The following is a 21783-nucleotide window of genomic DNA, read 5'->3' as shown; positions in this document are numbered from 1 at the left end:
GAGGGCGCCGCGCCATCACTGGCGGTACGACGAGAGGAAGTTGCCGAGCCGCTCGATCGCCTCGACCAGCACGCGTGTCTCCGGAAGCGTCACAATGCGGAAGTGGTCAGGGTCGGGCCAGTTGAATCCCGTGCCCTGCACGAGCAGCACGTGCTCGGCGACGAGGAAGTCGTAGACGAACTTCGCGTCGTCGTGGATCTCGTGCACCTCGGGATCGAGGCGCGGGAACGCGTAGAGCGCACCGGCCGGCTTCACGCAGCTCACGCCGGGGATCGACTCGAGCGCCTGCCACGCGGCATCCCTCTGCTCGTGGAGCCGCCCCGCCGGGGCGATCAGCGCGTCGATCGACTGCACTCCGGACAACGCCGCCTGCACGGCATACTGCGCGGGGACGTTCGGGCACAGCCGGGTGGAGGCGAGCAGCGTGATGCCCTCGAGGAAGCCCGCTGCGTGGGAGGTGGGACCGGTGATCACGAGCCAGCCCGAGCGGTAACCGGCGACACGGTAGGTCTTGGAGAGGCCGTTGAACGTCAGGCAGAGCAGATCGGGGGCAAGAGTCGCGAGCGGCGTGTGCACCGCATCGTCGAAAAGGATGCGGTCGTAGATCTCGTCGGCCAGCAGCAGGAGGGAGTGCTCACGGGCGACCTCGACGATCTGGGTGAGCAGCTCGGGCGAGTAGACCGCACCCGTGGGGTTGTTCGGATTGATGACGACGATCGCCTTCGTGCGTGGCGTGACCTTCGCGCGGATGTCGTCGATGTCGGGCTGCCAGCCGTTCTGCTCGTCGCAGCGGTAGTGCACGGGTGAGCCGCCGCCGAGGCTCGTCATCGCCGTCCACAGCGGGTAGTCGGGGCTCGGGATGAGCACCTCGTCGCCCTCGTCGAGCAGCGCCTGCATCGTCATGGTGATCAGCTCGGAGACCCCGTTGCCGAGATAGACGTCGTCGGGATCGACGTGCGGGAACCCCGGCACCTGCTCGTAGCGCGAGACGATGGCGCGGCGGGCGGACAGGATGCCGCGGCTCTCGGAGTAGCCGTGGGCGTGCGGTACGGCCTCGATCATGTCGCGCACGATCTGGTACGGCGCCTCGAAGCCGAACGTGGCCGGGTTGCCCGTGTTCAGCTTCAGGATGCGGTGGCCGTCGGCCTCGAGCCGGTCGGCCTCGACGAGAGCCTGACCACGGATCTCGTAGAGGACATCCTTGAGTTTGCGGGACTGATCGAGGGGGCGAAGCGGGCTCACCGGTTCAGGATAGACCCGACCCCGACAAGCCAATCGACCCCCGGTGGCCTGCACCGGGGGTCGATCGCGTCGGGGGGCGCCGGGCTACTTGTTGCGATCGGCCGCGCGACGCTGGGCGCGGTTCTGCGGCGCCGGCGTCTGCTGCTCGGGGGCGACCCGCTGACCGAACGCACCGCGCGGCGCCTCGGCGGCGGGTGCGGGGGCCTGGGCCGGAGCAGATGCCGCGGCACGGTCGCGCGCGCGCCCGGTCGCCGCCTTCTGCACCTGACCGCGGTCGTTGCGCACCTCGATGTCGCCGTCCTCGGTGGGAGCGGAGTACTCGAGACGCTGGCCCTCGAGCGCCGGGGTGTCAAGACCCTTCGCCGCGACCTCGGTCTGCTCGTCCTGGCGTCGCACCTCGACCTCGAGGTTGAAGAGGAACCCGATCGACTCCTCCTTGATCTGTCCCATCATCGACTGGAACATCTCGAAGCCCTCGCGCTGGTACTCGATGAGCGGGTCACGCTGCGCCATCGCGCGCAGTCCGATGCCCTCCTTGAGGTAGTCCATCTCGTAGAGGTGGTCGCGCCAGCGGCGGTCGAGCACCTGCAGCACGACTCGACGCTCGAGCTCCCGCATCGCCGACGAGCCGAGAGTGCCCTCGCGCTTCTGGTAGGCGATGACCGCGTCACTGCGCAGCTCGCGCTTGAGCCCCTCCGCCGTGATGCGTCCCTTCTCCCCCGCCTCGGCGACGACCTCGTCGATCGTGACGCTCACGGGGTAGATGGTCTTGAGTTCGGTCCACAGCGCATCGAAGTCCCATGCCTCCGTGTGCCCACGCGACGTGTGGTCGTCGACGATCGCGCCGACTGCGTCGTCGAGGAACTTCTGCACCCGGTCGGCGATGTTGTCGCCCTCGAGCATGTGCCGGCGGTCGGCGTAGATGGCCTCGCGCTGGCGGTTGAGAACGTCGTCGTATTTGAGCACGTTCTTGCGCATCTCGGCGTTACGGGCCTCGACCTGTGCCTGGGCGCTCTTGATCGCGCGCGACACCATGCCCGACTCGATCGCGACGTCGTCGGGGAAGTTCGTGCGCGCGAGGATCGCCTCGGCCGCGCCGGACTGGAACAGACGCATCAGGTCGTCGGTGAGCGAGAGGTAGAAGCGGCTCTCGCCCGGGTCACCCTGACGACCCGAGCGACCGCGCAGCTGGTTGTCGATGCGACGGGACTCGTGCCGCTCGGTGCCGAGGACGTACAGTCCGCCCGCCTCGATGACCTTCTCGGCCTCGCCGGCGACGACGTCGCGCACCGCGGTGTAGACGCCCTCCCACTCGGCCTCGTAGGCCTCTGGGGTCTCGACCGGGTCGAGGCCCTTCTCCTTCATCTGCTGCACGGCGAGGAACTCTGCGTTCCCGCCCAGCATGATGTCGGTGCCGCGGCCGGCCATGTTGGTGGCGACAGTGACCGCCCCGAGGCGACCGGCGCGGGCCACGATCTCGGCCTCGCGAGCGTGATTCTTCGCGTTGAGCACCTCGTGGCGCACGCCCTTCTTGGCGAGGAGGCGCGACAGGTACTCACTCTTCTCGACGCTCACGGTGCCCACGAGAACCGGCTGCCCTGCGGCGTGCCGCTCAGCGATGTCTTCGACGACCTGGGCGAACTTGGCCTGCTCGTTCTTGTAGACGAGGTCGGGCTTGTCCTGACGGATCATCGGCTTGTTCGTGGGGATCGGGACGACGCCGAGGTCGTAGGTCGACATGAACTCGGCCGCTTCGGTCTCGGCGGTACCGGTCATGCCCGCGAGCTTGGCGTAGAGGCGGAAGTAGTTCTGCAGGGTGACGGTCGCAAGGGTCTGGTTCTCGGCCTTGACCGGCACCCCCTCCTTCGCCTCGATGGCCTGGTGGATGCCCTCGTTGTAGCGACGTCCCACGAGGATGCGGCCGGTGTGCTCGTCGACGATCATGACCTCGTCGTTCATGACGACGTAGTCCGCGTCACGCTTGAAGAGGGCGAGCGCCTTGATCGCGTTGTTGAGGAACGAGATGAGGGGGGTGTTCGCCGACTCGTAGAGGTTGTCGATGCCGAGATAGTCCTCGACCTTCTCGATGCCGGGCTCGAGCACACCCACGGTGCGCTTCTTCTCATCGACTTCGTAGTCGACGCCCGACTCGAGGGTGCGCACGACCTTCGCGAACTCGCCGAACCATCGGTTCGCCTCGCCCGACGAGGGGCCCGAGATGATGAGCGGGGTTCGCGCCTCGTCGATGAGGATCGAGTCGACCTCGTCGACGACCGCGAAGAAGTGACCTCGCTGCACGAGATCCTCCTTCTGCCACGCCATGTTGTCACGCAGGTAGTCGAAGCCGAACTCGTTGTTCGTTCCGTAGGTGATGTCCGCCTCGTACTGCTGGCGGCGCACCTCCGGCGTCTGACCCGAGACGATCGTGCCGGTGGTCATGCCGAGCGCGCGGTAGACGCGACCCATGAGCTCGGACTGATACGACGCGAGGAAGTCGTTGACGGTCACGACATGGACACCCTCACCGGCGATCGCGTTGAGGTACGCAGCGAAGGTCGCCGTCAGAGTCTTGCCCTCACCGGTCTTCATCTCGGCGATGTTGCCGAGATGGAGTGCCGCGCCGCCCATGATCTGCACGTCGTAGGGACGCTGACCGAGGGTGCGCCGGGCGGCTTCGCGCACGGCGGCGAACGCCTCCGGCATGAGCTTGTCGAGCGTCTCGCCCTGCGCATAGCGTCCGCGGAAGTCGGCGGTCTCCTCGCGCAGCTCGTCGTCGGTGAGCTGGGCGTACTCGTCTTCGAGCGCGTTCACGGCTTTCGCCACCTGCTGGAGTCTCCGCAGCACACGGCCCTCGCCGGCGCGGAGCAGCTTCTCAAGAGGATTGGCCACGGAACATCTCCATCTGGTCGGGTGCGGCGCACGCGCCGGCCCGAACGCTCACCGCGTCCGGGCATACGTCCCCATGTTATAGACCCGTGACTTTGAAGGGGGCTGGGTGAGGGCACTCGGGGGCGCGGCATCCGATCTCTGCATTCCCGGCATGTATATACTCAGCAATTACATACGGGGAAATCAGAAAGGTGGCCCGGATGTCGGTGCGTCAGAGTCTGCTCGCGATCCTCGACCAGGGAGCCTGCTACGGCTACCAGCTGCGCGCGGAGTTCGACCGCCGCACCGGCGGGACATCCCCCCTGAACGTCGGTCAGATCTACAACACGCTCGAACGCCTGGAACGCGACGGCCTCGTCGCCAAAGGCGATACCGACGCGCACGGGCACGTGTTCTACGCGATCACCGACGCCGGCCGCACGGAGGCGCGCGACTGGCTCGCCGCGCCCGTCGCGCGCGCCACCGGCACGCGCGACGAACTGCCCATCAAACTCGCGCTCGCCGCGACCCTCCCCGGTGTCGACGTCACCGCCATCGTGCAGACACAGCGGCGGGCGTCGCTGGCGCACCTGCAGGAGCTGCGGCGCGCACAGCGCAGCGGCGAGCGCAGCGACGGCGACCCGAGCGGTGAAGAGCTGGCGTGGCTGCTCGTCGCGGATGCGCTCATCTTCCAGGCCGAGGCGGAGGTGCGCTGGCTCGACCACGCGGAGGGCCGGCTCACGCAGCATCCTCCCCGCGCGCTCGAACTCGCCCTCGAGACCGAACCGCCGCGACGCGGACGGCCGCCGAAGGCCACAGCGATCGCCTGACCGCCCTCGGCGAACACCCAGAGGGGCGCCGCGCACCCGCCCATAGGATCGAGGAATGGCAGGTTTCTGGGGACGACGCAAGCGCGAGCAGGATGCGGCGACTGCCGCCCAGGACGCCGAACTGTCGCATCAGGCGGGCCGCGCGCTCGTCGATGTCGACGAGCGCATCCGCGTGACGACCGAGGAACTGGAGTTCGCGGAGGCCGAGTTGGGACCGGCCGCGACCCAGGGGCTGCGCGACGCGCTCGGCGCCGTGCGGACGCATCTCGGCGAGGCGTTCCACCTGAACCAGCTCAACCACGACGAGATCCCCGACACCGTCGAAGAACTGCGCACGCGCAATGCGCGCATCGTGCAGCTGTGCGCGTGGGCCGACGACCTGCTCGACGAGCGCACCGCCGCCCTCAGCGACGCGGTCGAACGGGTACGGCGCGCCCCCGAGGTGCTCGCGGGAGTGCGAACCTCGGCCGAGACTCTGCGCTCCCGCATCCCCGGCGCGCGCGACAGCGTCGAACGCCTCGCGGCGCGGTACGCCCCGAGCGCGCTCGCACAGGTGCAGGGCGCCCCCGACGAGGCATCCCAAGTGCTCGACTTCGCCCTGCACAGCGCGGATGTCTCCTCCCGCCGCCGCGCCGCGGGCAACGCCGAGGAGGCGAACCTCGCGCTCGAGGCCGCGACCGAGTCGGTGCGCCGCGCGCAGTCGCTGCTCGACGGCGTGGACGATTTCGAGATCGAGGCGCTGCGCGCCGAGTCGACGCTCGCCGACGTGATCGCCGACTCGCGCGGCGACATCGTGCGCGCCCGGAACGCACCCGCGACCCCCGAGGTGGCCGCGGCGACCTCGGCGCTCGAAGCCGCGCTCTCGGCGCTCCCGCCGACGGGGACGAAGACCGACCCGTTCCGCGAGCTCACCCGACTCCGCGAGGCGAACACGGCGCTCGACGATGTCATCGCGAAAGCGCAGGCCCGTGCCGCGAATCCGCTCCCCTCTCCCGACCTCGTACGCCACGCGATCGACGACGCCGACCGGCAGCTCGCGGTCGCCGCGAACGTCATCTCGTCGCACCGCGGCTACATCGGCCCCGACGCCCGCACGCGCCTCGCCGAGGCCGAGCGCACCCGTGCCGAAATCGATGCGCTTCCCTCCGACGAGGAGTCGCGTGAGCCGGCGCTGCGGCACGCGCGCCGCACCGCGCAGCTCGCGAGCGAGGCGCTCGCCCTCGCGCAGCGCGACATCGACAACTCGCGAGGCAACGACTGGGGAGGCGGCTGGGGAGGCCGCGGCGGACGCGGCGGCGGCATGGGCGACGCGGTCGGCGGCATCCTCGGCGGACTCGTCATCGGCGGGCTCATCGGCGACATCTTCGACTGACATCTCACCGCGCCCGCTCGGCGCTCGCCTCGCGCCGGACCCCGCACGCGACGATGCCCGGACCTCTCGGCCCGGGCATCGTCGTCGGATAGGCGCTCAGGATGCGAGCCGCTCCGCGCCGGGAGCAGCCTGCGTGCCGAGCGAGATGACACCGTAGTCCCAGCCCTTGCGGCGGTAGACGACGCTCGGGTGGTCGGTGCGGGCATCGACGAACAGGAAGAAGTCATGCCCGACGAGCTCCATGCGGTCGACGGCCTCCTCGACGGTCATCCATTCGGCATCGAACAGCTTCGTGCGGATGACCACGGGCGAATACTCGTCATCGGCCGCGTCCTCGCCCACCACCGGGATCTCCCCCGTCGCGACGGCGCGCAGCACCTCGACGGACGCCGGCTCGACATCGATGCCCTCGAGCGCGCCCGTTCCCTTGTCGAACGTCGCGCCCCGCGGATGATTTCGCGAGTCGACCCGCTTCTGCTTGGCACGCCGCACCTGTTCGCACAGCTTGTCGACAGCGACCTCGAGCGCCGCGAACTTGTCATCGTCGACGGCCTCCGCCCGCACGATCGGTCCCTTGCCGGTGAGGGTGAGTTCCACCGTGGAGTGCTCGCCGCGCCCGCCGTGCGAGGGACGGTTGGTGACCTTGACGTCGAGCCGCTGCGCGCGGGGCGCGAGATTCTCGATGCGGGGGGCCTTGTCGTCGACGACAGTACGGAAGCGGTCCGTGATTCCCCCGCCCACGCCGACGATGCTGGTGTCCATCTTTGACCTCCTAGTTCCGGGCCCGCCCGGAAAGGGGCGGACCGGCCGTCACCTTCTTGGTGCCCCCACGGTAGTCCGAGGTCGCGGACTTGTCACCCCGCGTTTCGCATGTGTTCAGAATGCGACGCCCAGGGCGAGGAAAGGTTGTCGGATGCCGCGGCCCCAGCCCCGCGGCATCCGATTCTCACGCGCTCTTCTTCGCTCTGCGCCAAGCGATGGCCTGGTAGATGAAGACCGCCGCGATCGCCAGCAGGAACACCGAGGACGCGATCACGTTCGCCTGCGGCGGCAACCCGCGCTGGGCGGCGACGTAGATGAAGATCGGGAACGTCTGGGTGCTGCCTGAGGTGAAGTACGTGATGATGAAGTCGTCGAAGCTGAGGCTGAAGCTCAGCAGCGCCGCCGCCACGATGCCCGGGAGCAGAAGTGGGAAGGTGACGCGCCAGAAGACCTGGTTGGGCGATCCGTACAGGTCGCGACCGGCTTCCTCGAGAGCCGGGTCGAGCGAGAGCACGCGCGCCCTCACCGTGACGACCACGAAGCTGAGGCAGAACATCGCGTGGGCGATGATGATGGTGCCGAGCCCCTTCGGCACCCCGGCGGTGAGGAACTGGGCGGCGAGTCCTGCACCCATGACGACCTCGGGCGTCGCCATCGGCAGGAACAGCAGCAGCGTGATCGCCGAGCGGGCACGGAACCGGTAGCGCACCAGGGCGATCGCGATCATCGTGCCGAGGATGGTCGCGATGACCGTCGCCGTCAGACCCACCACGATGGTGTTGCCGAACGCGACGCAGACGTCGGGCTGGTCGCACACGGTCAGCCAGTTGCGGAACGTGAAACCGTTCCACGAGATGTTCGAGCGGTTCGCGTCGTTGAACGAGAACACGAACGTGTAGACGATCGGGATCAGGAGCAGGACGAACGCGACGGTCACGTAGGTGGGCAGCAGCCAACGGCCGAGTCCGAACCGGCGGCGGGTGGGAGCAGACGCACTCACAGCAGGTCCTCCGTTCCCGAACGGCGCACGTAGATGCCGACGATCACCACGATCACCAGCATCAGCAGGATGCTGAGCGCCGCCGCCTGCGGGTAGTTCACGGTGATGAGGAAGTTCGACTGGATGACGTTTCCGATCATCGAGGTCGACGCGCTGCCGAGGAACGACTGGCTTGCGTTCACATAGTCGCCGGCAGCCGGGATGAATGTCAGCAGGGTGCCCGACACGACGCCCGGAAGGGTGAGCGGGAACGTGACCCGCCAGAACGTCGTCGCCGGACTCGCATACAGATCGCTGCCCGCCTCGAGGAGCCGCTTGTCGAGCCGCTCGAGCGAGGCGAACAGCGGCAGCGTCATGAACGGCACGAAGTTGTAGGTGAGGCCGAACACGACCGAGAAGGCGGTGCCGGTGAGGTGATCCTGCGAACCCATGAGGCCGAGGAACTGAAGAGAACTGACGACCGGGCCCTCGTCCGAGAGGATCTGCTTCCACGCGAGCGTGCGCAGGAGGAACGAGATGAAGAACGGCGCGATCACCAACACGAGAAGCAGGTTGCGAAGCAGCACGCGCTCGCGCAGCCGCACTCCGATGAAATAGGCGATCGGGTAGCTGATGAGCAGCGCGAACACCGTCGCGAGCAGCGCGAACCAGAATGAGCGCAGGAACTGCGGCCAGTACGAACTGATCGCGTCGACGTAGTTCTGCCACTGGAAGCCGTAGGAGAACACGCCGTACTCGTTCGGGTCGTTCACACCGAACGAGGTCATCACGAGCGAGACGAACGGAACCAGGAAGAACAGGGCGAGGTAGGCGAGCCCGGGGATCAGTAGCGCGAGCGCGACGACCCCGCCGCGGCGCGCCGCGGAGACCGGCTTCGCGGTCGCACCCCCCGCCGGGGCGAGTGCGGACAGTGCCATCTCAGGCGGCCTCGTCCGACGAGACGGATGCCGCGGCCGCCAGCTCGTCGCCCTCGGCGGCGTCGGCGCGGGCATCGCTGTCGAGCCCGAACGTATGCTCCCGGTGCCAGGCGACCCACACCTCGACGCCCACCGGATACACCGCACCGAACACGAGGTTCTGCGCGAAGACGGTCACCGTGCCGACACCCGGCACCTCGACGAGGTACTGGGTGCTGACGCCGGTGAACGAGACATCCGTGATGCGACCGGGACCGAGCACGTTCTGATCCGCGTCGGCGGCGGGCGCCGTCGCGTGCAGCAGGAGCTTCTCGGGACGCACGCCGAGCGTGATGCGCCCGCCGGTCGACACGGCGCGCGAGGCCGGCACCGCGAGCACGCCCCCGGCGGTGCGCACCGTCACGATGCCTCCGGCCGTCGACTCGACGTCGCCGGTGATGAGGTTCGACTGGCCGAGGAAGCCGGCCACGAATCCCGTGCGCGGCAGCTCGTAGAGCTCGGTCGGGCTGCCGAGCTGCTCGATGCGCCCCTTGTTCATGACCGCGACCGTGTCGGCCATGGTCATGGCCTCCTCCTGATCGTGGGTCACGTGCAGGAACGTGAGCCCCACCTCGGCCTGGATCGACTTCAGCTCGAGCTGCATCTGTCGGCGCAGCTTCAGGTCGAGCGCGCCGAGCGGCTCATCGAGCAGCAGCAGGGCCGGCCGGTTCACCACCGCACGCGCGAGCGCCACGCGCTGCTGCTGGCCGCCGGAGAGCTGGCTCGGCTTGCGCTCGGCGACGTGGTCGAGCTCCACGAGGCGCAGTGCCTCGTGCGCCTTGGCGAGCGCATCGGAGACCCGACGACGGCGCAGGCCGAACGCGACGTTCTCGAGCACGGTCATGTGCGGGAAGAGCGCGTAACTCTGGAACACCGTGTTGACGGGACGCTTGTGCGGCTTCACCGCGGTCACGTCGGCGCCGCCGATGAGGATCCGTCCGGCACTCGGGTCCTCGAGCCCGGCCACGAGCCGAAGGGTCGTCGTCTTTCCGCACCCTGAAGGTCCGAGGAGCGCGAAGAACGACCCCGCGGGGATCGTGAGGTCGAGCTCCTCGATCGCGGTGAACCCGGGGAACTCCTTGCGGATCCCGACCAGTTCGAGGTCGGCCCCGGCCTCGCCGAAGGACGTCGCCGCCACGGGTCAGGCCCCGAGCCCGACGGCTTCGAAGGCCGCGTTGTACTTCTGCTGCTCGGCGTTGGTGAGCTGACGGAAGATGTGCGCCTTCGAGAGCGTCGCCGCGTCGGGGAAGATCAGCTGGTCGTCGACGAGAGACGCATCGACCTGCGCCATGGCCTCCTGGGCACCCTGCACCGGAGTGACGTACTGCACGTAGGCGGCGACCTGGGCGGCGACCTCGGGCTGGTAGTAGTAGTCGATCAGCTTCTCGACGTTCGACTTCTGAGTCGAGCCGATCGGGATGAGGAAGTTGTCGGCCCACAGGGTGCCGCCCGACTCGGGCAGAGCGAACTCGAACTTGTCCCCCACCTCCGCGTTGATCGACGAGATGTCGCCCGACCACACGATGGCGGCGAGGGTGTCCTCGTTCTTCAGGTCGTCCGCGTAGGAGTTGCCCTTGATGTTGCGGATCTGACCGTCGGTCACCTGCTTCTGGAAGGCGTCGAGCGCGTTGTTGAACTGGTCATCGCCCCAGCTCGAGCTCGACGGATCGACGCCCTGGCTGAGCATGATCAGGCCGATCGTGTCGCGCATCTCGCTGAGCACGCCGACGCGCCCCTTCAACGCCGGGTCCCACAGATCGTCGAGGGTCTTGATGCCGTTGGGCACCTTCTCCTTGTTCCATGCGACGCCCGCGAAGCCGGTCTGCCACGGCACGGAGTTCGCGCGACCGGGATCGAATCCGGGGTTCTGCAGACTCGCCGCGAGGTTGGCGCTGACGTTCGGGAGCTTCGACTTGTCGAGCGCCTGGGTGAACCCGGACTGGATCCAGATGCCGGCCATCCAGTCGGTGAGGCAGACGGTGTCCGCGCCGATCCCCTGGCCGAGCGCGAGCTGGTCGCGAACCTTGGCGAAGTACGTGTTGTTGTCGTCGACGGCGACGTCGTAGTTGACGGTGATGCCGGTGTCCTTCTGGAAGGCCTCGAGGGTCGGGTAGCCTCCCTTGTCGTCCTCGTCGAGATAGAACGCCCAGTTCGCCCAGGTGAGCTGCTTGACGGTGTCGGACATGTCGGTGGCGGGCGTCAGGCTGGGCGACGCACCGCCGGTGCCGCCGCCGACGCGCCCGGTGCAGGCGGCGAGGAAGGCGGCGAGCGAGAGCCCGCCGACGCCGGCGACGAAGCCACGGCGGGTGAGTTGGGACGCACGCGCCTGCGCGATGAGCGCGCGAACGGTGGGATCTTCGGGCAGCGGACCTCGGGGCATGATGACTCCTCTGTGCGGTGCGGAACTCTCTCGGGACTCCCGATCCTGTCAGCAACTGTGGCGAAAGACTACGGATATCGTCGGCTGAAACATAGATTTCACATGTATCGCGATTCCGGTGCCCTTCCGAGCGTCGGAATCCGCAGTAGCGTGGAGTCCACGACCTCGACCGCGGAGGAGGAGCATGGCTGGACGCGACGCGCTCGACGAGACATCCAAGCTGATCATCGAGCAGCTGCAGGAGGACGGCCGGCGCTCCTACGCGCGCATCGGCGCCGCGGTGGGGCTCAGCGAGGCGGCAGTGCGCCAGCGCGTGCAGAAGCTGATCGACAGCGACGTCATGCAGATCGTCGCCGTCACCAACCCGCTGCAGGTCGGGTTCCCCCGTCAGGCTCTCGTCGGCCTGCGGGTCAGCGGAGACACCCGCATCGTCGCGGCCGCGCTCGAGAAACTCGAAGCCGTCGACTACGTGGTCCTCACCGCGGGCAGCTTCGACATCGTCATCGAGGTCGTCTGCGAGTCCGACGCCGAACTCAGCGAGCTGCTGAACTCGCGCATCCGCACCCTCCCCGGTGTGCTCAGCTCGGAGACCTTCGTCTATCTCGAGCTGCGCAAGCAGTCCTACAACTGGGGCACACGCTGATCAGCGCCGCCGCGGGGTCTGCAGCACGGTCGCCGCGACGACGCTGACCGCACCCGCAGCCCGCAGGGCCGCGGCGGCCTCGTGCAGCGTCGCTCCGGTCGTGACGACGTCATCGACGACGAGCACGCGCAGCCCGGCCACCACGCGCCGCACGCGCATGCTCCCCTCGGCGTTGCGATGACGGGATGCCTCGTCGAGACCGCGCTGATCGGCCACCGGGCGCACGACACGGAGCCCTCCCGTCGTGCACAGCCGGGCGCGCGCCGCGATCTGCTCGAGCGGAACGAAGCCGCGCCGGCGCACAGCGGCGCGAGAGCTCGGGACGCGGACGATCACATCGACCGCAGCCGAAGACGCCGCAGCCTCGGCGGATGCGCGAAGCAGAGGCGCAAGGCCCGCCGCGAGAGCACCCTGCCCGGTCTGTTTCGCCGCCCGCAGCACACGCGCGGGCATCCCGTCGAACTCTCCCCCGCTCCACACGCTCAGACCGCCCTCGAGAGTGCGTCGAGAGACGCGCGGCACGAGCGCGACCCGACACGCGGCGCACAGAACCCGGCCGTCTGCGCCGCACCCGGCGCACCACACGGGAAAGGCGAGGGCCGCGGCATCCGCGAACGCCTCACGCACCAGCCAGCGCGCTTCCGCCCATCCGCTCATCGTCATGCGACGATCCTCCGAGACACCCGCCGGGTGCGCGTGCGGGCCCGGCGGAACGGAGGACCCCGCGGTCCAGATCCGCGCGGGGGAGGAATCAGGGGCTCGTCAGCGGCGAGCCCTGCTGGGTGCCCAGCACCGAGACGCCCGTGCTGTCCTGCTGCCAGGTCGTGCCCGATCGGATGAACACGGTGCCGTTGGCGTCGAGCACGCGGGCGATGGTCGGCACGTTCACGCCGGCGATGGCCACGGCTCCGGGCGGAGCATCGGCGGTCGTCGCGACGCCGCCGATCTGCACGGTGGTGAACTGCGCCGACGATCCGCTGCCCGAGATCACGCCCAGCGTCGACTCGTCGAGCCAGGCGGCATCGCTCGCGCCCGCCGGGAAGCTCAGCAGCGTGACGGCGTCACCCAGCGACTTCGGAACCCCCTGCGCGTCGCGCACGACGCCGGCGACCATGAGCACCGACCGGCCCCCCGAGATGACGAGCGCAGCGATGCGTGTGCCGTCGCGCGAGACCTGGAGCGCATCCACGCGGCTCGCACCTCCCCACGGCGATGAGATCGCGATGCGCGTCGCCCCCGTCCCCGCCGCGACGAGCGCGGACGGCGACGTCTGCGGGACACTCCAGATGTAGCCGAACGGATCGATCGACGGCGCGATGAGTCCGGCACGCTGGTCGAGGGCTGCGGGGCCGGCGGCATCCACCCGGGTCACCGCGCCGTTGCCCGCCAGTACCGCCGCCGTCGTCCGGTCGTCGCTCAGCTCCACCGAACGCGGGGAGAGAGCGGCCACCGCCGCCGAGACGCCGGGCAGCTCGTCGACCTGCCCGGCCGCGATGAAGCCGAAGCCCTTGGCGGTGAGGGCGAGAGTGCGGGAGTCGACGCGGGTGTCACGCGACGGCGCCGGAGTCACGTCGAGGGCCGAACCGGCGATCGAGAGTGTCACCGACGTCACCTGCCCGGTCGAGGCGAGACTGTCGGTGAGCTGTGCCTGCATGCGCGACAGCGTGGTCTGATCCGACGTGAGAGCCGACTCCTTGAGGTCCACCTGCGCGACACCGTTCACGACCGGCACCGAGGGGCTCCCCAGCGACACCGTCTCCGGGAACGCCGAGACGACGCTCTTGGCGAGCCAGGGGCTCGGCTGTCCGTTGATGAGGGCCGCGGCGATGCGCGTCGACGCGTTGAGGGTCGGGAACCAGCGCACGTCCGGCACGAGGAACGTCCAGGTCGGGTCGTAGTACATGAGCGAGTAAGCGCGGAAGACGCTCTTGAAGAGGTCCTGATCGAGCACGATGCCGTTCGGGGCCGACGTGATGCGCCACCCCGCGGACTGCTTGCTGAGCGTGAAGGTGAGGGGCGGCGCCGCCGCCTCGGCGACCGCCGTGTAGGCGCCCTCGCCGTCGACCGTCGCGGTCGGCGAGAGCGAGACGGTGACGGTCGCCGAGCTCTGATCCGACGACGCGACGGCGATCGAGCGTGCGGAGAGCACGTCGACGGTCGCCCCCGCATCCGGGCGCCAGCCGTCCACTGCCGTGCCGGTGAGGAACTCCCGCGCCGTCGCCCACCCGCCGGCGGGACCGGAGCCGGCGTTGAGGAACCCGTCGACGATCTGCTCGGGTGTCGCGCCCGCCTGCGGCCCGTTCGGCTTGAACTGCACGTCCGGCACATCCGGTTCGGCGGTGCTCGAGAGCCCCTCGTGCACGGCTCCCGTCATGGGCAGTCCCGCGCACCCGACGAGCGCGAGAGTCAGCGCGCCGACGAGCACGAGTGAGCGGATGCCGCGCCTCATCGCTTCTCCTTCGCGTCACGCTCGGGGGCGAGCACCGCGATCGGCTCGGTGAGACCGAGACTGTCGAGCACGGAGGTCTCGTCGGCCACGTCCACGACGACCGGCGACACGAGCTCCCCGTCGATGTCGCGGCGAGGGAGGGTGAGGACGAAGTTGCTCCCGCGCCCGAGGTCCGACCACACGGCGAGAGTGCCGCCGTGCAGCCGCGCGTCGCCGAGGGAGATCGACAGGCCGAGGCCGGTGCCGCCGATCGTGCGACGCCGGGACGGATCCGCACGCCAGAACCGGTCGAACACGCGCTCGACGTCCTCGGGCCGCATGCCGAGACCGTAGTCGCGCACACCGAGGGCGACAGCATCCTGATTGCTGTCGACCGTGACGACGATCGGACGCCCCTCACCGTGTTCGATGGCGTTGCCGAGCAGATTGCGCACGATGCGACGCACCCGTCGAGGATCGAGATCGACGAGGGAGTAGCCGCCGGGCGCGACGAGCCGCACCTCGCTCCCCCGCTGGTCGGCGAGCTGCTGCATCGAGCCGATCACGTCCTCGGCGAGCTGGGCGATGCTCGTGGGCTCGCGTTCCAGCTGCACCGAACCGGCGTCATACCGGCTGATCTCGAGCAGGTCGTCGAGGAGGACCTGGAATCGCTGGACCTGGGTCGAGAGCAGCTCGGCGGCGCGCGCGGCCGCCGGCTCGAAGTCGTCGCGCCGGTCGGCGAGCACATCGGAGGCGAGCCGGATGGTCGTCAGCGGTGTTCGCAGCTCGTGCGACACATCCGACACGAAGCGCTGCTGCACGAGGGAGAGGTCGGCGAGCTCCTTGATCTGCGACTGGATGCTGTCGGCCATCGCGTTGAACGACCGACCGAGCGTCGCGAGCTCGTCGGCTCCCCGCACGTTCAGGCGCACGTCGAGGTCGCCGGAGGCAAGTTTGGCGCTGGTCTCCGCGGCCTGCGCGACCGGCACGGTGATCGAGCGCAGCACGAGCCAGGAGATGCCCGCGATGATGGCGACGAGCGCGAAGCCGACGATCCAGAGGATGCCCTGCACGAACGCGAGGGTCTGCGCGGCGGCGCTCAGGTCGTAGGCGATGTAGAACTCGTATGCGCCGACCCCGGGCACCGTCAGCTGCTGGCCCACCACGATGCCGGGAACCGTCGAGCCGTTGGCCAGCGTCACCGGAACCGACTGCCAGAACTGCGCGCTGGAGCTGCTCTGCACCTGCGAGCGCAGCTCGGGGGACGGGGCGCTCGTCGGGAAGCCGGTGGAAGTGAAGTCGAGGGGCGCGATCGAGGAGGGCGCGGTGTCGGTGCGGAACGCGGCGATCAGATCGCTCGAGGACTGACGCGAGAGCGTCACGAGCACGCTGTTCATCAGGTTGCGCACGTTCACGCTGTCGCCCTGCGTCTCGGACGAGTCGAGCGTGCGCTGCGCCTCGATGCGCGCGCGGCTCGCGTCACCGAGCGCCTGCTGCAACCGGGACTGGAACAGGTCGTTCTGGATGGCGAGGGCGAGCCCGACGCACGCCGCGATCACGGCGAGCGCGGTGAGGGCGACGGTCGCGACGACGGTGCGCACCCGAAGCGAGTGGCGCCACACGCCGGCGAGCCGACGCGGCCATTCCCGCCACCCGCGCAACGCGACCAGCAGACGATCGACCGGCGAACGCTGCGCGGACCCGCTCATGTCGTCACACGATCGCGCCGGCGCGGTAGCCCACACCGCGCACCGTGGTCACGATGCGCGGGTTGTCGGGGTCGCGCTCGACCTTGGCGCGCAGACGCTGCACGTGGACGTTGACGAGCCGCGTATCGGCCTTGTAGTGGTATCCCCACACCTGCTCGAGGAGCATCTCCCTCGACCAGACCAACTGCGGCTTGCCGGCGAGCGCCGTCAGCAGTTCGAACTCCAACGGGGTGAGCGCGATCGGAGCGTCACCGCGGCGAACCTCGTGCGCGGCGACGTCGATGGTCAGATCGCCGATCCGCAACGGCTCGCTCGGAGCGGCGGGAGTCGGCCGGAGCCGGGTGCGGATACGGGCGACGAGCTCCTTCGGGTTGAAGGGCTTCACGATGTAGTCGTCGGCGCCCGACTCGAGTCCGCGCACGACATCGGCGGTGTCGGTGCGTGCGGTGAGCATGATGATCGGCACCCCGCTCTCCTCGCGGATGCGCGTGCAGATCTCGATGCCGTCCATGCCCGGCAGCATCAGGTCGAGCAGCACCAGATCAGGCTGCACCGACCGCCAGGCGGCGACGGCCGCACCGCCGTCGGCGCAGAACTCCGCGTCGAATCCCTCGGTGTTCAGCACGATGCCGATCATCTCGGCGAGCGCGGTGTCGTCATCGACCACGAGGATGCGGGAAGTCATGCGAGGTGTCGTCCTTGTTCTCCGTCGCCGGCGGCGGTGAGGCCGGAGGGCGGGATCATCACCCCAGAGTAGTCGAACGGCGGCCCGCTCCGAAGGGAGCGGACCGCCGCGCGTCGTGGCTCAGACGAGGTCGAACCTGTCGAGCTCGGTGACCTTCGTCCAGGCCGCGACGAAGTCGCGCACGAACTTCTCGGTCGCGTCGTCGCTCGCGTAGACCTCCGCGACCGCACGCAGCTCCGAGTTCGAGCCGAACACCAGGTCGGCGCGGGTCGCCGTCCACAGGGCCTCGCCCGAGCCATCCGACGTCGCCTGGAAGGCGTGCGAGCCGGGATCGATCGGAGCCCACGTGGTGCCGAGGTCGAGCAGGTTCACGAAGTAGTCGTTCGTGAGCACGCCGACCCGGTCGGTCAGCACGCCGTGCGCCGAGCCGTCCCAGTTGGCACCGAGCACACGCAGACCGCCCACCAGCACGGTGGTCTCCGGCGCGCTGAGGGTGAGCAGGTTCGCCTTGTCGATCAGCAGATACTCGCCGCGCAGCGTCAGTCCGCGGCGCTGGTAGTTGCGGAAACCGTCGGCCGCGGGCTCGAGGTACTCGAACGACTCGGCGTCGGTCTGCTCGACGCTCGCGTCCGTGCGTCCCGGGTGGAACGGCACCTCGACCTCGACGCCGCCTTCGCGCGCGGCCTTCTCGACACCGGCATTGCCGGCGAGCACGATCAGATCGGCGAGCGAGACGCGCTTGCCCGCGGGCGCATCGGCGTCGAACGCCGCCTTGATACCCTCGAGAACGGCGAGCACCTTCTGCAGCTGGGCGGGGTTGTTGATCTCCCAGTCCTTCTGAGGCGCGAGGCGGATGCGCGCACCGTTCACGCCGCCGCGCTTGTCGCCGCCACGGAAGGTCGACGCCGCCGCCCACGTGGTGGAGACGAGCTCGGACACGGTGAGCCCGGAGGCGAGGATCTTCTCCTTGAGGGATGCCGCGTCCGCCCCGTCGATCAGTTCGTGATCGACGGCGGGCACCGGGTCCTGCCAGATGAGCTCCTCGGCGGGCACCTCGGGGCCGAGGTAGCGCACCTTGGGACCCATGTCGCGGTGGGTGAGCTTGAACCAGGCGCGCGCGAAGGCGTCGGAGAAGGCGTCCTGGTCGGCGGCGAAGCGACGCGAGATCTTGTCGTACTCAGGATCGAAGCGCAGCGCCAGGTCGCTAGTGAGCATGCGGGGCTCGCGACGGCCGTCGGAGTGCGCGAGCGGTACGAGGTCGCTTCCGGCGCCGTCCTTCGGACGCCACTGCCACGCACCCGCGGGGCTCTTGAAGAGCTCCCACTCGTAGCCGTAGAGGATGTGGAAGAACTCGTTGTCCCAGCGCGTCGGGTGATAGGTCCAGGTGACCTCGAGCCCGCTGGAGATCGTGTCGTCGCCCGTGCCGGTGCCGTGCGTGTTCTTCCAACCGAGGCCCTGCTGCTCGAGCGGCGCACCCTCGGGGTTCTCCCCGACGGTCGTGTCGGGGGCTGCCCCGTGCGTCTTGCCGAAGGTGTGGCCGCCGGCGATGAGGGCCACCGTCTCCTCGTCGTTCATCGCCATGCGGCGGAACGTCTCGCGGATGTCGCGGGCCGACTTCAGCGGGTCGGGCTCGCCGTTGGGACCTTCGGGGTTGACGTAGATGAGACCCATCTGCACGGCGGCGAGGGGCTTCTCCAGGTCGCGGTCGCCCGAATAGCGCTCGTCACCGAGCCAGGTGGTCTCGGGGCCCCAGTAGACGTCGTCGTCGGGCTCCCAGACGTCGACGCGCCCGCCGGCGTAGCCGAACGTGCGGAAGCCCATCTCCTCGAGCGCGACGTTGCCGGCGAGGATCAGGAGGTCGGCCCAGGAGATCGACTGGCCGTAGGTCTTCTTGACCGGCCACAGCAGGCGCCGCGCCTTGTCGAGATTGACGTTGTCGGGCCAGCTGTTCAGGGGCGCGAAGCGCTGCTGCCCGGCCCCGGCGCCGCCGCGGCCGTCGAAGATGCGGTAGGTGCCGGCGCTGTGCCATGCCATGCGGATGATGAGCGGACCGTAGTTGCCGAAGTCGGCCGGCCACCAGTCCTGGGAGGTGGTGAGCACCTTCGCGATGTCGGCCTTCACAGCGGCGAGGTCGAGCGCCTCGAACGCCGCCTTGTAGTCGAACTCCTCGCCCACCGGGTTCGCGACCGCGGGGTTCTTCGCGAGGATGCGCAGGTTCAGGCGCTCGGGCCACCACACGCGGTTCGCGTCGCCCGCGGTCGGCGAGGGAAGGCGCCCCTCGGGTGCGCTGTCGCCGGGGGCGGATCCGACGGGAAGGCGCGTCTCATCGGCGCCGTCGTGGGGCACCGGGCAGCCGGTCGTGATGTCGGTCATCTCGTTCCTTTCGTGGGGGTCTGGGGGATGTCTGCGGGGGCGGCGCACGCGGCGCACAAGCCCCAGAAGGTCACGTCGGCGGTGTCGAGCACGAAGCCGCGCGTGTCGTCGGGCTGGAGGCAGGGCGCCTCGCCGATCACACAGTCGACGTCCTCGATGCGCCCGCACGAGCGGCAGACGAGATGGTGGTGGTTGTCGGCCACCCGCCGTTCGTAGCGCCCGGGGTGGCCGGCGGGCTCGATGCGTCGCAGGAGTCCCGCGCCGCTGAGGTCGCCGAGCGCGTTGTAGACCGACTGCAGACTCGTGCCGGGCAGTGCGTCGCGCACGCGCGCGAACACGTCGTCGGCGCCGAGGTGCTCGTCCGGGCGCAGGGCGGCGAGCACCGCGCGCCGTGTCTCGGTGACCCGCAGCCCCGCTCGCCGGATGGCGGCATCCGCGTCGCTGTCGTGTATGTGGGGCACACCCCCACGCTAGCGCTGTTTTGAGTGAATCAAAAAAGAACGCGACGTGACGAGTCGGTGTCAGCGGGCCAGCGCGTCATGGGTCAGCACGACCCACCCCTGCGGCACCGACAGGCGTTCGGTGTGCGCCGCGCACAGGTCGTGCGCATGTGGATCGCCCGCGCGTCCCAGCGGGCCGAGCGCGGCCATCCGGTCGCCGTAGTCGTAGGTCAGCGTCGCGACGGCCTCCCGGGCGCACCCGATCTTCGAACACAGTCGCCCTCGCACGGCTCGACCCTACGCGCGATCGCGCATCGCCCGAGGCTGCCGCGCCGGGCTCAGCCGCCGAAGGCCGCGACGTTCCAGAGATACACGGCGAGCGCGAGCACCGCCGTGATCGCAGAGCCTGCGATCGGAAACCACGCGGTGCGCGCACCGTGCGCCTTGAACGCCACCGCTCCCGCCGCGGCGACGAGCCACAGCACGACCGCGACGATCGTGTAGACCACGGTGTTCCAGTAGACCGGCGCCGTGCTGCAGCCCGGGGCGCACGACGGCGACAGCCACCAGGTCGACCAGGCGAAGAACGAGCCCGCCGCGGCGACCAGCAGCTGCACGACGAGAAGGATGCCGGCGGCCCGCGCCACACGCAGGTGCGTCGCGAGGGACGGTACCGAGCCGTCAGTGCGCGCGGAGCGTGCGTTGGAGGAAGGCATAAGCGTCATTCGTGAAATCCACCATGTACTCGTTGTGGAGCTCGATCGCGTTGGGGGCAAGACCGCTCTGGCAGAATGCATCTCCCGCGACGCAGTACGAGCGGATCTTGGAGGTCGTCTGCGGCTGGCTCGCTCCCGCAGGGGTGTCTTCCCAGGTGTATTGAGCGAGCATCGCGAGGCTTTCGGCCCTGCGAGGGAAGATACCCCATCCGGTGCCGGAACCGGGAGCATTCCACGGCTCGCCGGGCACGTAGCTCGGATCGCCGAACAGCACGACACCCGTGATCATCGCGCGCTCCTGTGCCGTGAGACTGAATCCGCTGGCCGCGCCGAACTCGTTCTGCGGCGCAAGGGTCTGCAGGATGACGTGCGCACCCTGGGAGTGACCGGCGAGCACGACCTTGGGCGGAGTGGCGCAGCCGGCGAGTTCGTCCAGCTCGGCCTTCAGGGCCCGCGCGCCTTCGTTCATGCTGCCGAGGTAGAAGCCGTCCAGCGACGCCGGGTAGTCGAGGCTCTCAACCCAGGCGGTCGTCCCGGAGGCCGAGGCATCCATCGTGAACCGCGCCGCGAGCCCCGCGACCTGGCCGAATCCGCCGTCGTTCCACGTGCGCCCACCGTCGCCCGAATCGGTGCCGGCCGGCGCTCCCGTGCCGCGCACGCCGATGAAGACGACGTCGGCGTCACACTTCGCGGAAACCGTCGTTGCGGCGCGTGAGGAGGCGGTGGCGGGCGCGCTTATCAGCGCCACCAGTCCCATTCCGATCACCGACACCGCGAGGACGGCGGCAACGACTCGTTGCCTGAGCGAGCCCACGCCACCCCTTATCCCCGAGCATGGTCAAAGTACGCCCCGACCGTAGGTTACGGGCGACCCTGTGACGTGTCTGTAGGTAGATCGGGGGACAAATCGGTGCGGCCGACGGCTCGTTAGGCTAGCCGAATGATGCGTCGACGTTCCCGCCGCAGCGCCCGTGCGCTGCCCAGCCGGCACGGACGACACGGCCGCGAGGGCCGCAGCGCCGTCGTCCGCCCGCCGCTTCCCCCGCTCGAGACGCGTGTCGACCGCTTCGACCTCGCTGTCGGGAGCACCGCGGAATTCCTGCGCGGCGCATGGGAGGAGCTGCGGGAGGTGCGGTTCGAGATCGCGGACCTGCCGTCCGCCGAGACGCCGACCGGAGTGCCGCGGTGGAGCGTCGATGCGACGCAGAAGCGCATCGTGCTCTATCGGCTTCCCATCGAGCGGATGAGCAGGCTCCATCGAAACGACGAGCACCACCGGCGCATGATCGTCGAGAGCTGCGTGTTCCGCGCGGCCGCGGAGTACCTCGATCGCGATCCGTGGGATCTCGGGCCCGAGCGGTTCCGTTTCCTCTGAGTTG

20 protein-coding genes are annotated in these 21783 nt (G+C 69.3%); 4 read left to right on the top strand and 16 right to left on the bottom strand.

What is annotated here, in order from left to right; genetic code table 11:
• Positions 1-15: 15 nt before the first annotated feature.
• Positions 16-1242 carry a pyridoxal phosphate-dependent aminotransferase gene (locus tag RR49_RS11855; RefSeq protein ID WP_045248292.1) on the bottom strand — a complete coding sequence of 409 codons (1227 nt, stop codon included), beginning with the start codon at positions 1240-1242 and terminating at the stop codon, positions 16-18.
• An 84-nt stretch (positions 1243-1326) separates the two neighbouring features.
• Positions 1327-4131 carry a preprotein translocase subunit SecA gene (gene secA, locus RR49_RS11850; protein ID WP_045248291.1) on the bottom strand — a complete coding sequence of 935 codons (2805 nt, stop codon included), beginning with the start codon at positions 4129-4131 and terminating at the stop codon, positions 1327-1329.
• A gap of 200 nt (positions 4132-4331) precedes the next feature.
• Between secA and RR49_RS11845 the strand changes: the two genes are divergently transcribed.
• The gene (locus tag RR49_RS11845) at positions 4332-4940 is read left to right on the top strand and encodes a PadR family transcriptional regulator (RefSeq protein ID WP_045248290.1); all 609 of its coding nucleotides are present in this window, start codon (positions 4332-4334) and stop codon (positions 4938-4940) included.
• A gap of 55 nt (positions 4941-4995) precedes the next feature.
• Positions 4996-6312 carry a hypothetical protein gene (locus RR49_RS11840; RefSeq protein WP_045248289.1) on the top strand — a complete coding sequence of 439 codons (1317 nt, stop codon included), beginning with the start codon at positions 4996-4998 and terminating at the stop codon, positions 6310-6312.
• A 96-nt stretch (positions 6313-6408) separates the two neighbouring features.
• Here the strand turns inward: RR49_RS11840 and hpf are convergent, their stop codons facing one another.
• The 5 genes from hpf to RR49_RS11815 form a co-directional block, all read right to left on the bottom strand.
• Positions 6409-7074, bottom strand: a complete 666-nt coding sequence (hpf, locus tag RR49_RS11835; protein WP_045248288.1) for a ribosome hibernation-promoting factor, HPF/YfiA family — start codon at positions 7072-7074, stop codon at positions 6409-6411.
• Between the two features lie 184 nt (positions 7075-7258).
• Complete coding sequence (locus RR49_RS11830) at positions 7259-8074, bottom strand: ABC transporter permease (protein ID WP_045248287.1); 816 nt, start codon at positions 8072-8074, stop codon at positions 7259-7261.
• Positions 8071-8991 (bottom strand): ABC transporter permease, encoded by a 921-nt coding sequence (locus RR49_RS11825; RefSeq protein WP_045248286.1) that lies wholly within the window; start codon positions 8989-8991, stop codon positions 8071-8073. Before RR49_RS11825 ends, RR49_RS11830 begins: the two co-directional genes overlap by 4 nt.
• A gap of 1 nt (position 8992) precedes the next feature.
• Complete coding sequence (locus RR49_RS11820; protein WP_045248285.1) at positions 8993-10168, bottom strand: ABC transporter ATP-binding protein; 1176 nt, start codon at positions 10166-10168, stop codon at positions 8993-8995.
• Positions 10169-10171: 3 nt separating this feature from the next.
• Complete coding sequence (locus RR49_RS11815) at positions 10172-11410, bottom strand: ABC transporter substrate-binding protein (RefSeq protein ID WP_045248284.1); 1239 nt, start codon at positions 11408-11410, stop codon at positions 10172-10174.
• 184 nt (positions 11411-11594) lie between these two features.
• On the opposite strand from RR49_RS11815, the gene RR49_RS11810 reads away from it, so the two are divergent.
• Positions 11595-12053: an Lrp/AsnC family transcriptional regulator gene (locus RR49_RS11810; protein ID WP_045248283.1), complete on the top strand. Its 459-nt coding sequence runs from the start codon at positions 11595-11597 to the stop codon at positions 12051-12053.
• Here RR49_RS11810 and RR49_RS11805 read toward each other — a convergent pair whose 3' ends face one another.
• The 9 genes from RR49_RS11805 to RR49_RS11765 all read right to left on the bottom strand — a co-directional run bounded on the left by RR49_RS11805 (position 12054) and on the right by RR49_RS11765 (position 21152).
• Positions 12054-12716: a phosphoribosyltransferase family protein gene (locus tag RR49_RS11805; protein WP_045248282.1), complete on the bottom strand. Its 663-nt coding sequence runs from the start codon at positions 12714-12716 to the stop codon at positions 12054-12056.
• An 88-nt stretch (positions 12717-12804) separates the two neighbouring features.
• On the bottom strand, positions 12805-14502 hold the full coding sequence (locus tag RR49_RS11800) for an LpqB family beta-propeller domain-containing protein (RefSeq protein ID WP_045248281.1): 1698 nt from the start codon (positions 14500-14502) through the stop codon (positions 12805-12807).
• Positions 14499-16190 carry an MtrAB system histidine kinase MtrB gene (gene mtrB, locus RR49_RS11795; protein WP_045248280.1) on the bottom strand — a complete coding sequence of 564 codons (1692 nt, stop codon included), beginning with the start codon at positions 16188-16190 and terminating at the stop codon, positions 14499-14501. Before mtrB ends, RR49_RS11800 begins: the two co-directional genes overlap by 4 nt.
• A 4-nt stretch (positions 16191-16194) precedes the next feature.
• Positions 16195-16875 (bottom strand): MtrAB system response regulator MtrA, encoded by a 681-nt coding sequence (gene mtrA / locus RR49_RS11790; protein WP_045248279.1) that lies wholly within the window; start codon positions 16873-16875, stop codon positions 16195-16197.
• 120 nt (positions 16876-16995) lie between these two features.
• Positions 16996-19248: a catalase/peroxidase HPI gene (gene katG, locus RR49_RS11785; RefSeq protein ID WP_045248278.1), complete on the bottom strand. Its 2253-nt coding sequence runs from the start codon at positions 19246-19248 to the stop codon at positions 16996-16998.
• On the bottom strand, positions 19245-19709 hold the full coding sequence (locus tag RR49_RS11780; RefSeq protein WP_048808920.1) for a Fur family transcriptional regulator: 465 nt from the start codon (positions 19707-19709) through the stop codon (positions 19245-19247). The genes katG and RR49_RS11780 overlap by 4 nt, the downstream gene beginning before the upstream one ends.
• A 60-nt stretch (positions 19710-19769) precedes the next feature.
• Entirely contained in the window at positions 19770-19976 is a 207-nt protein-coding gene (locus RR49_RS11775; protein ID WP_048808919.1) for a DUF3499 family protein, read from the bottom strand.
• 50 nt (positions 19977-20026) lie between these two features.
• Positions 20027-20335, bottom strand: coding sequence for a hypothetical protein (locus RR49_RS11770; protein WP_157013194.1), 309 nt, complete (start codon positions 20333-20335; stop codon positions 20027-20029).
• A gap of 34 nt (positions 20336-20369) precedes the next feature.
• Entirely contained in the window at positions 20370-21152 is a 783-nt protein-coding gene (locus RR49_RS11765) for a cutinase family protein (protein WP_169815905.1), read from the bottom strand.
• Between the two features lie 192 nt (positions 21153-21344).
• Here RR49_RS11765 and RR49_RS11760 point away from each other — a divergent pair, with 192 nt between their 5' ends.
• Positions 21345-21779: a metallopeptidase family protein gene (locus tag RR49_RS11760; protein WP_416361461.1), complete on the top strand. Its 435-nt coding sequence runs from the start codon at positions 21345-21347 to the stop codon at positions 21777-21779.
• Positions 21780-21783 lie beyond the last annotated feature (4 nt).

The sequence above is a fragment of the Microbacterium ginsengisoli genome, assembly GCF_000956535.1.
Taxonomy (GTDB): Bacteria; Actinomycetota; Actinomycetes; order Actinomycetales; family Microbacteriaceae; genus Microbacterium; species Microbacterium ginsengisoli.
This window is presented reverse-complemented; position numbering and strand designations above follow the sequence as displayed.

What these genes read in the sequence shown, in the direction of transcription:
- RR49_RS11845 (WP_045248290.1), top strand. Translation starts at nt 4,332, where the DNA reads ATGTCGGTGCGTCAGAGTCTGCTCGCGATCCTCGACCAGGGAGCCTGC.
- RR49_RS11840 (WP_045248289.1), top strand. Translation starts at nt 4,996, where the DNA reads ATGGCAGGTTTCTGGGGACGACGCAAGCGCGAGCAGGATGCGGCGACT.
- hpf (WP_045248288.1), bottom strand. Translation starts at nt 7,074, where the DNA reads ATGGACACCAGCATCGTCGGCGTGGGCGGGGGAATCACGGACCGCTTC.
- RR49_RS11825 (WP_045248286.1), bottom strand. Translation starts at nt 8,991, where the DNA reads ATGGCACTGTCCGCACTCGCCCCGGCGGGGGGTGCGACCGCGAAGCCG.
- RR49_RS11815 (WP_045248284.1), bottom strand. Translation starts at nt 11,410, where the DNA reads ATGCCCCGAGGTCCGCTGCCCGAAGATCCCACCGTTCGCGCGCTCATC.
- RR49_RS11810 (WP_045248283.1), top strand. Translation starts at nt 11,595, where the DNA reads ATGGCTGGACGCGACGCGCTCGACGAGACATCCAAGCTGATCATCGAG.
- RR49_RS11805 (WP_045248282.1), bottom strand. Translation starts at nt 12,716, where the DNA reads ATGACGATGAGCGGATGGGCGGAAGCGCGCTGGCTGGTGCGTGAGGCG.
- RR49_RS11800 (WP_045248281.1), bottom strand. Translation starts at nt 14,502, where the DNA reads ATGAGGCGCGGCATCCGCTCACTCGTGCTCGTCGGCGCGCTGACTCTC.
- mtrB (WP_045248280.1), bottom strand. Translation starts at nt 16,190, where the DNA reads ATGAGCGGGTCCGCGCAGCGTTCGCCGGTCGATCGTCTGCTGGTCGCG.
- mtrA (WP_045248279.1), bottom strand. Translation starts at nt 16,875, where the DNA reads ATGACTTCCCGCATCCTCGTGGTCGATGACGACACCGCGCTCGCCGAG.
- katG (WP_045248278.1), bottom strand. Translation starts at nt 19,248, where the DNA reads ATGACCGACATCACGACCGGCTGCCCGGTGCCCCACGACGGCGCCGAT.
- RR49_RS11760 (WP_416361461.1), top strand. Translation starts at nt 21,345, where the DNA reads ATGATGCGTCGACGTTCCCGCCGCAGCGCCCGTGCGCTGCCCAGCCGG.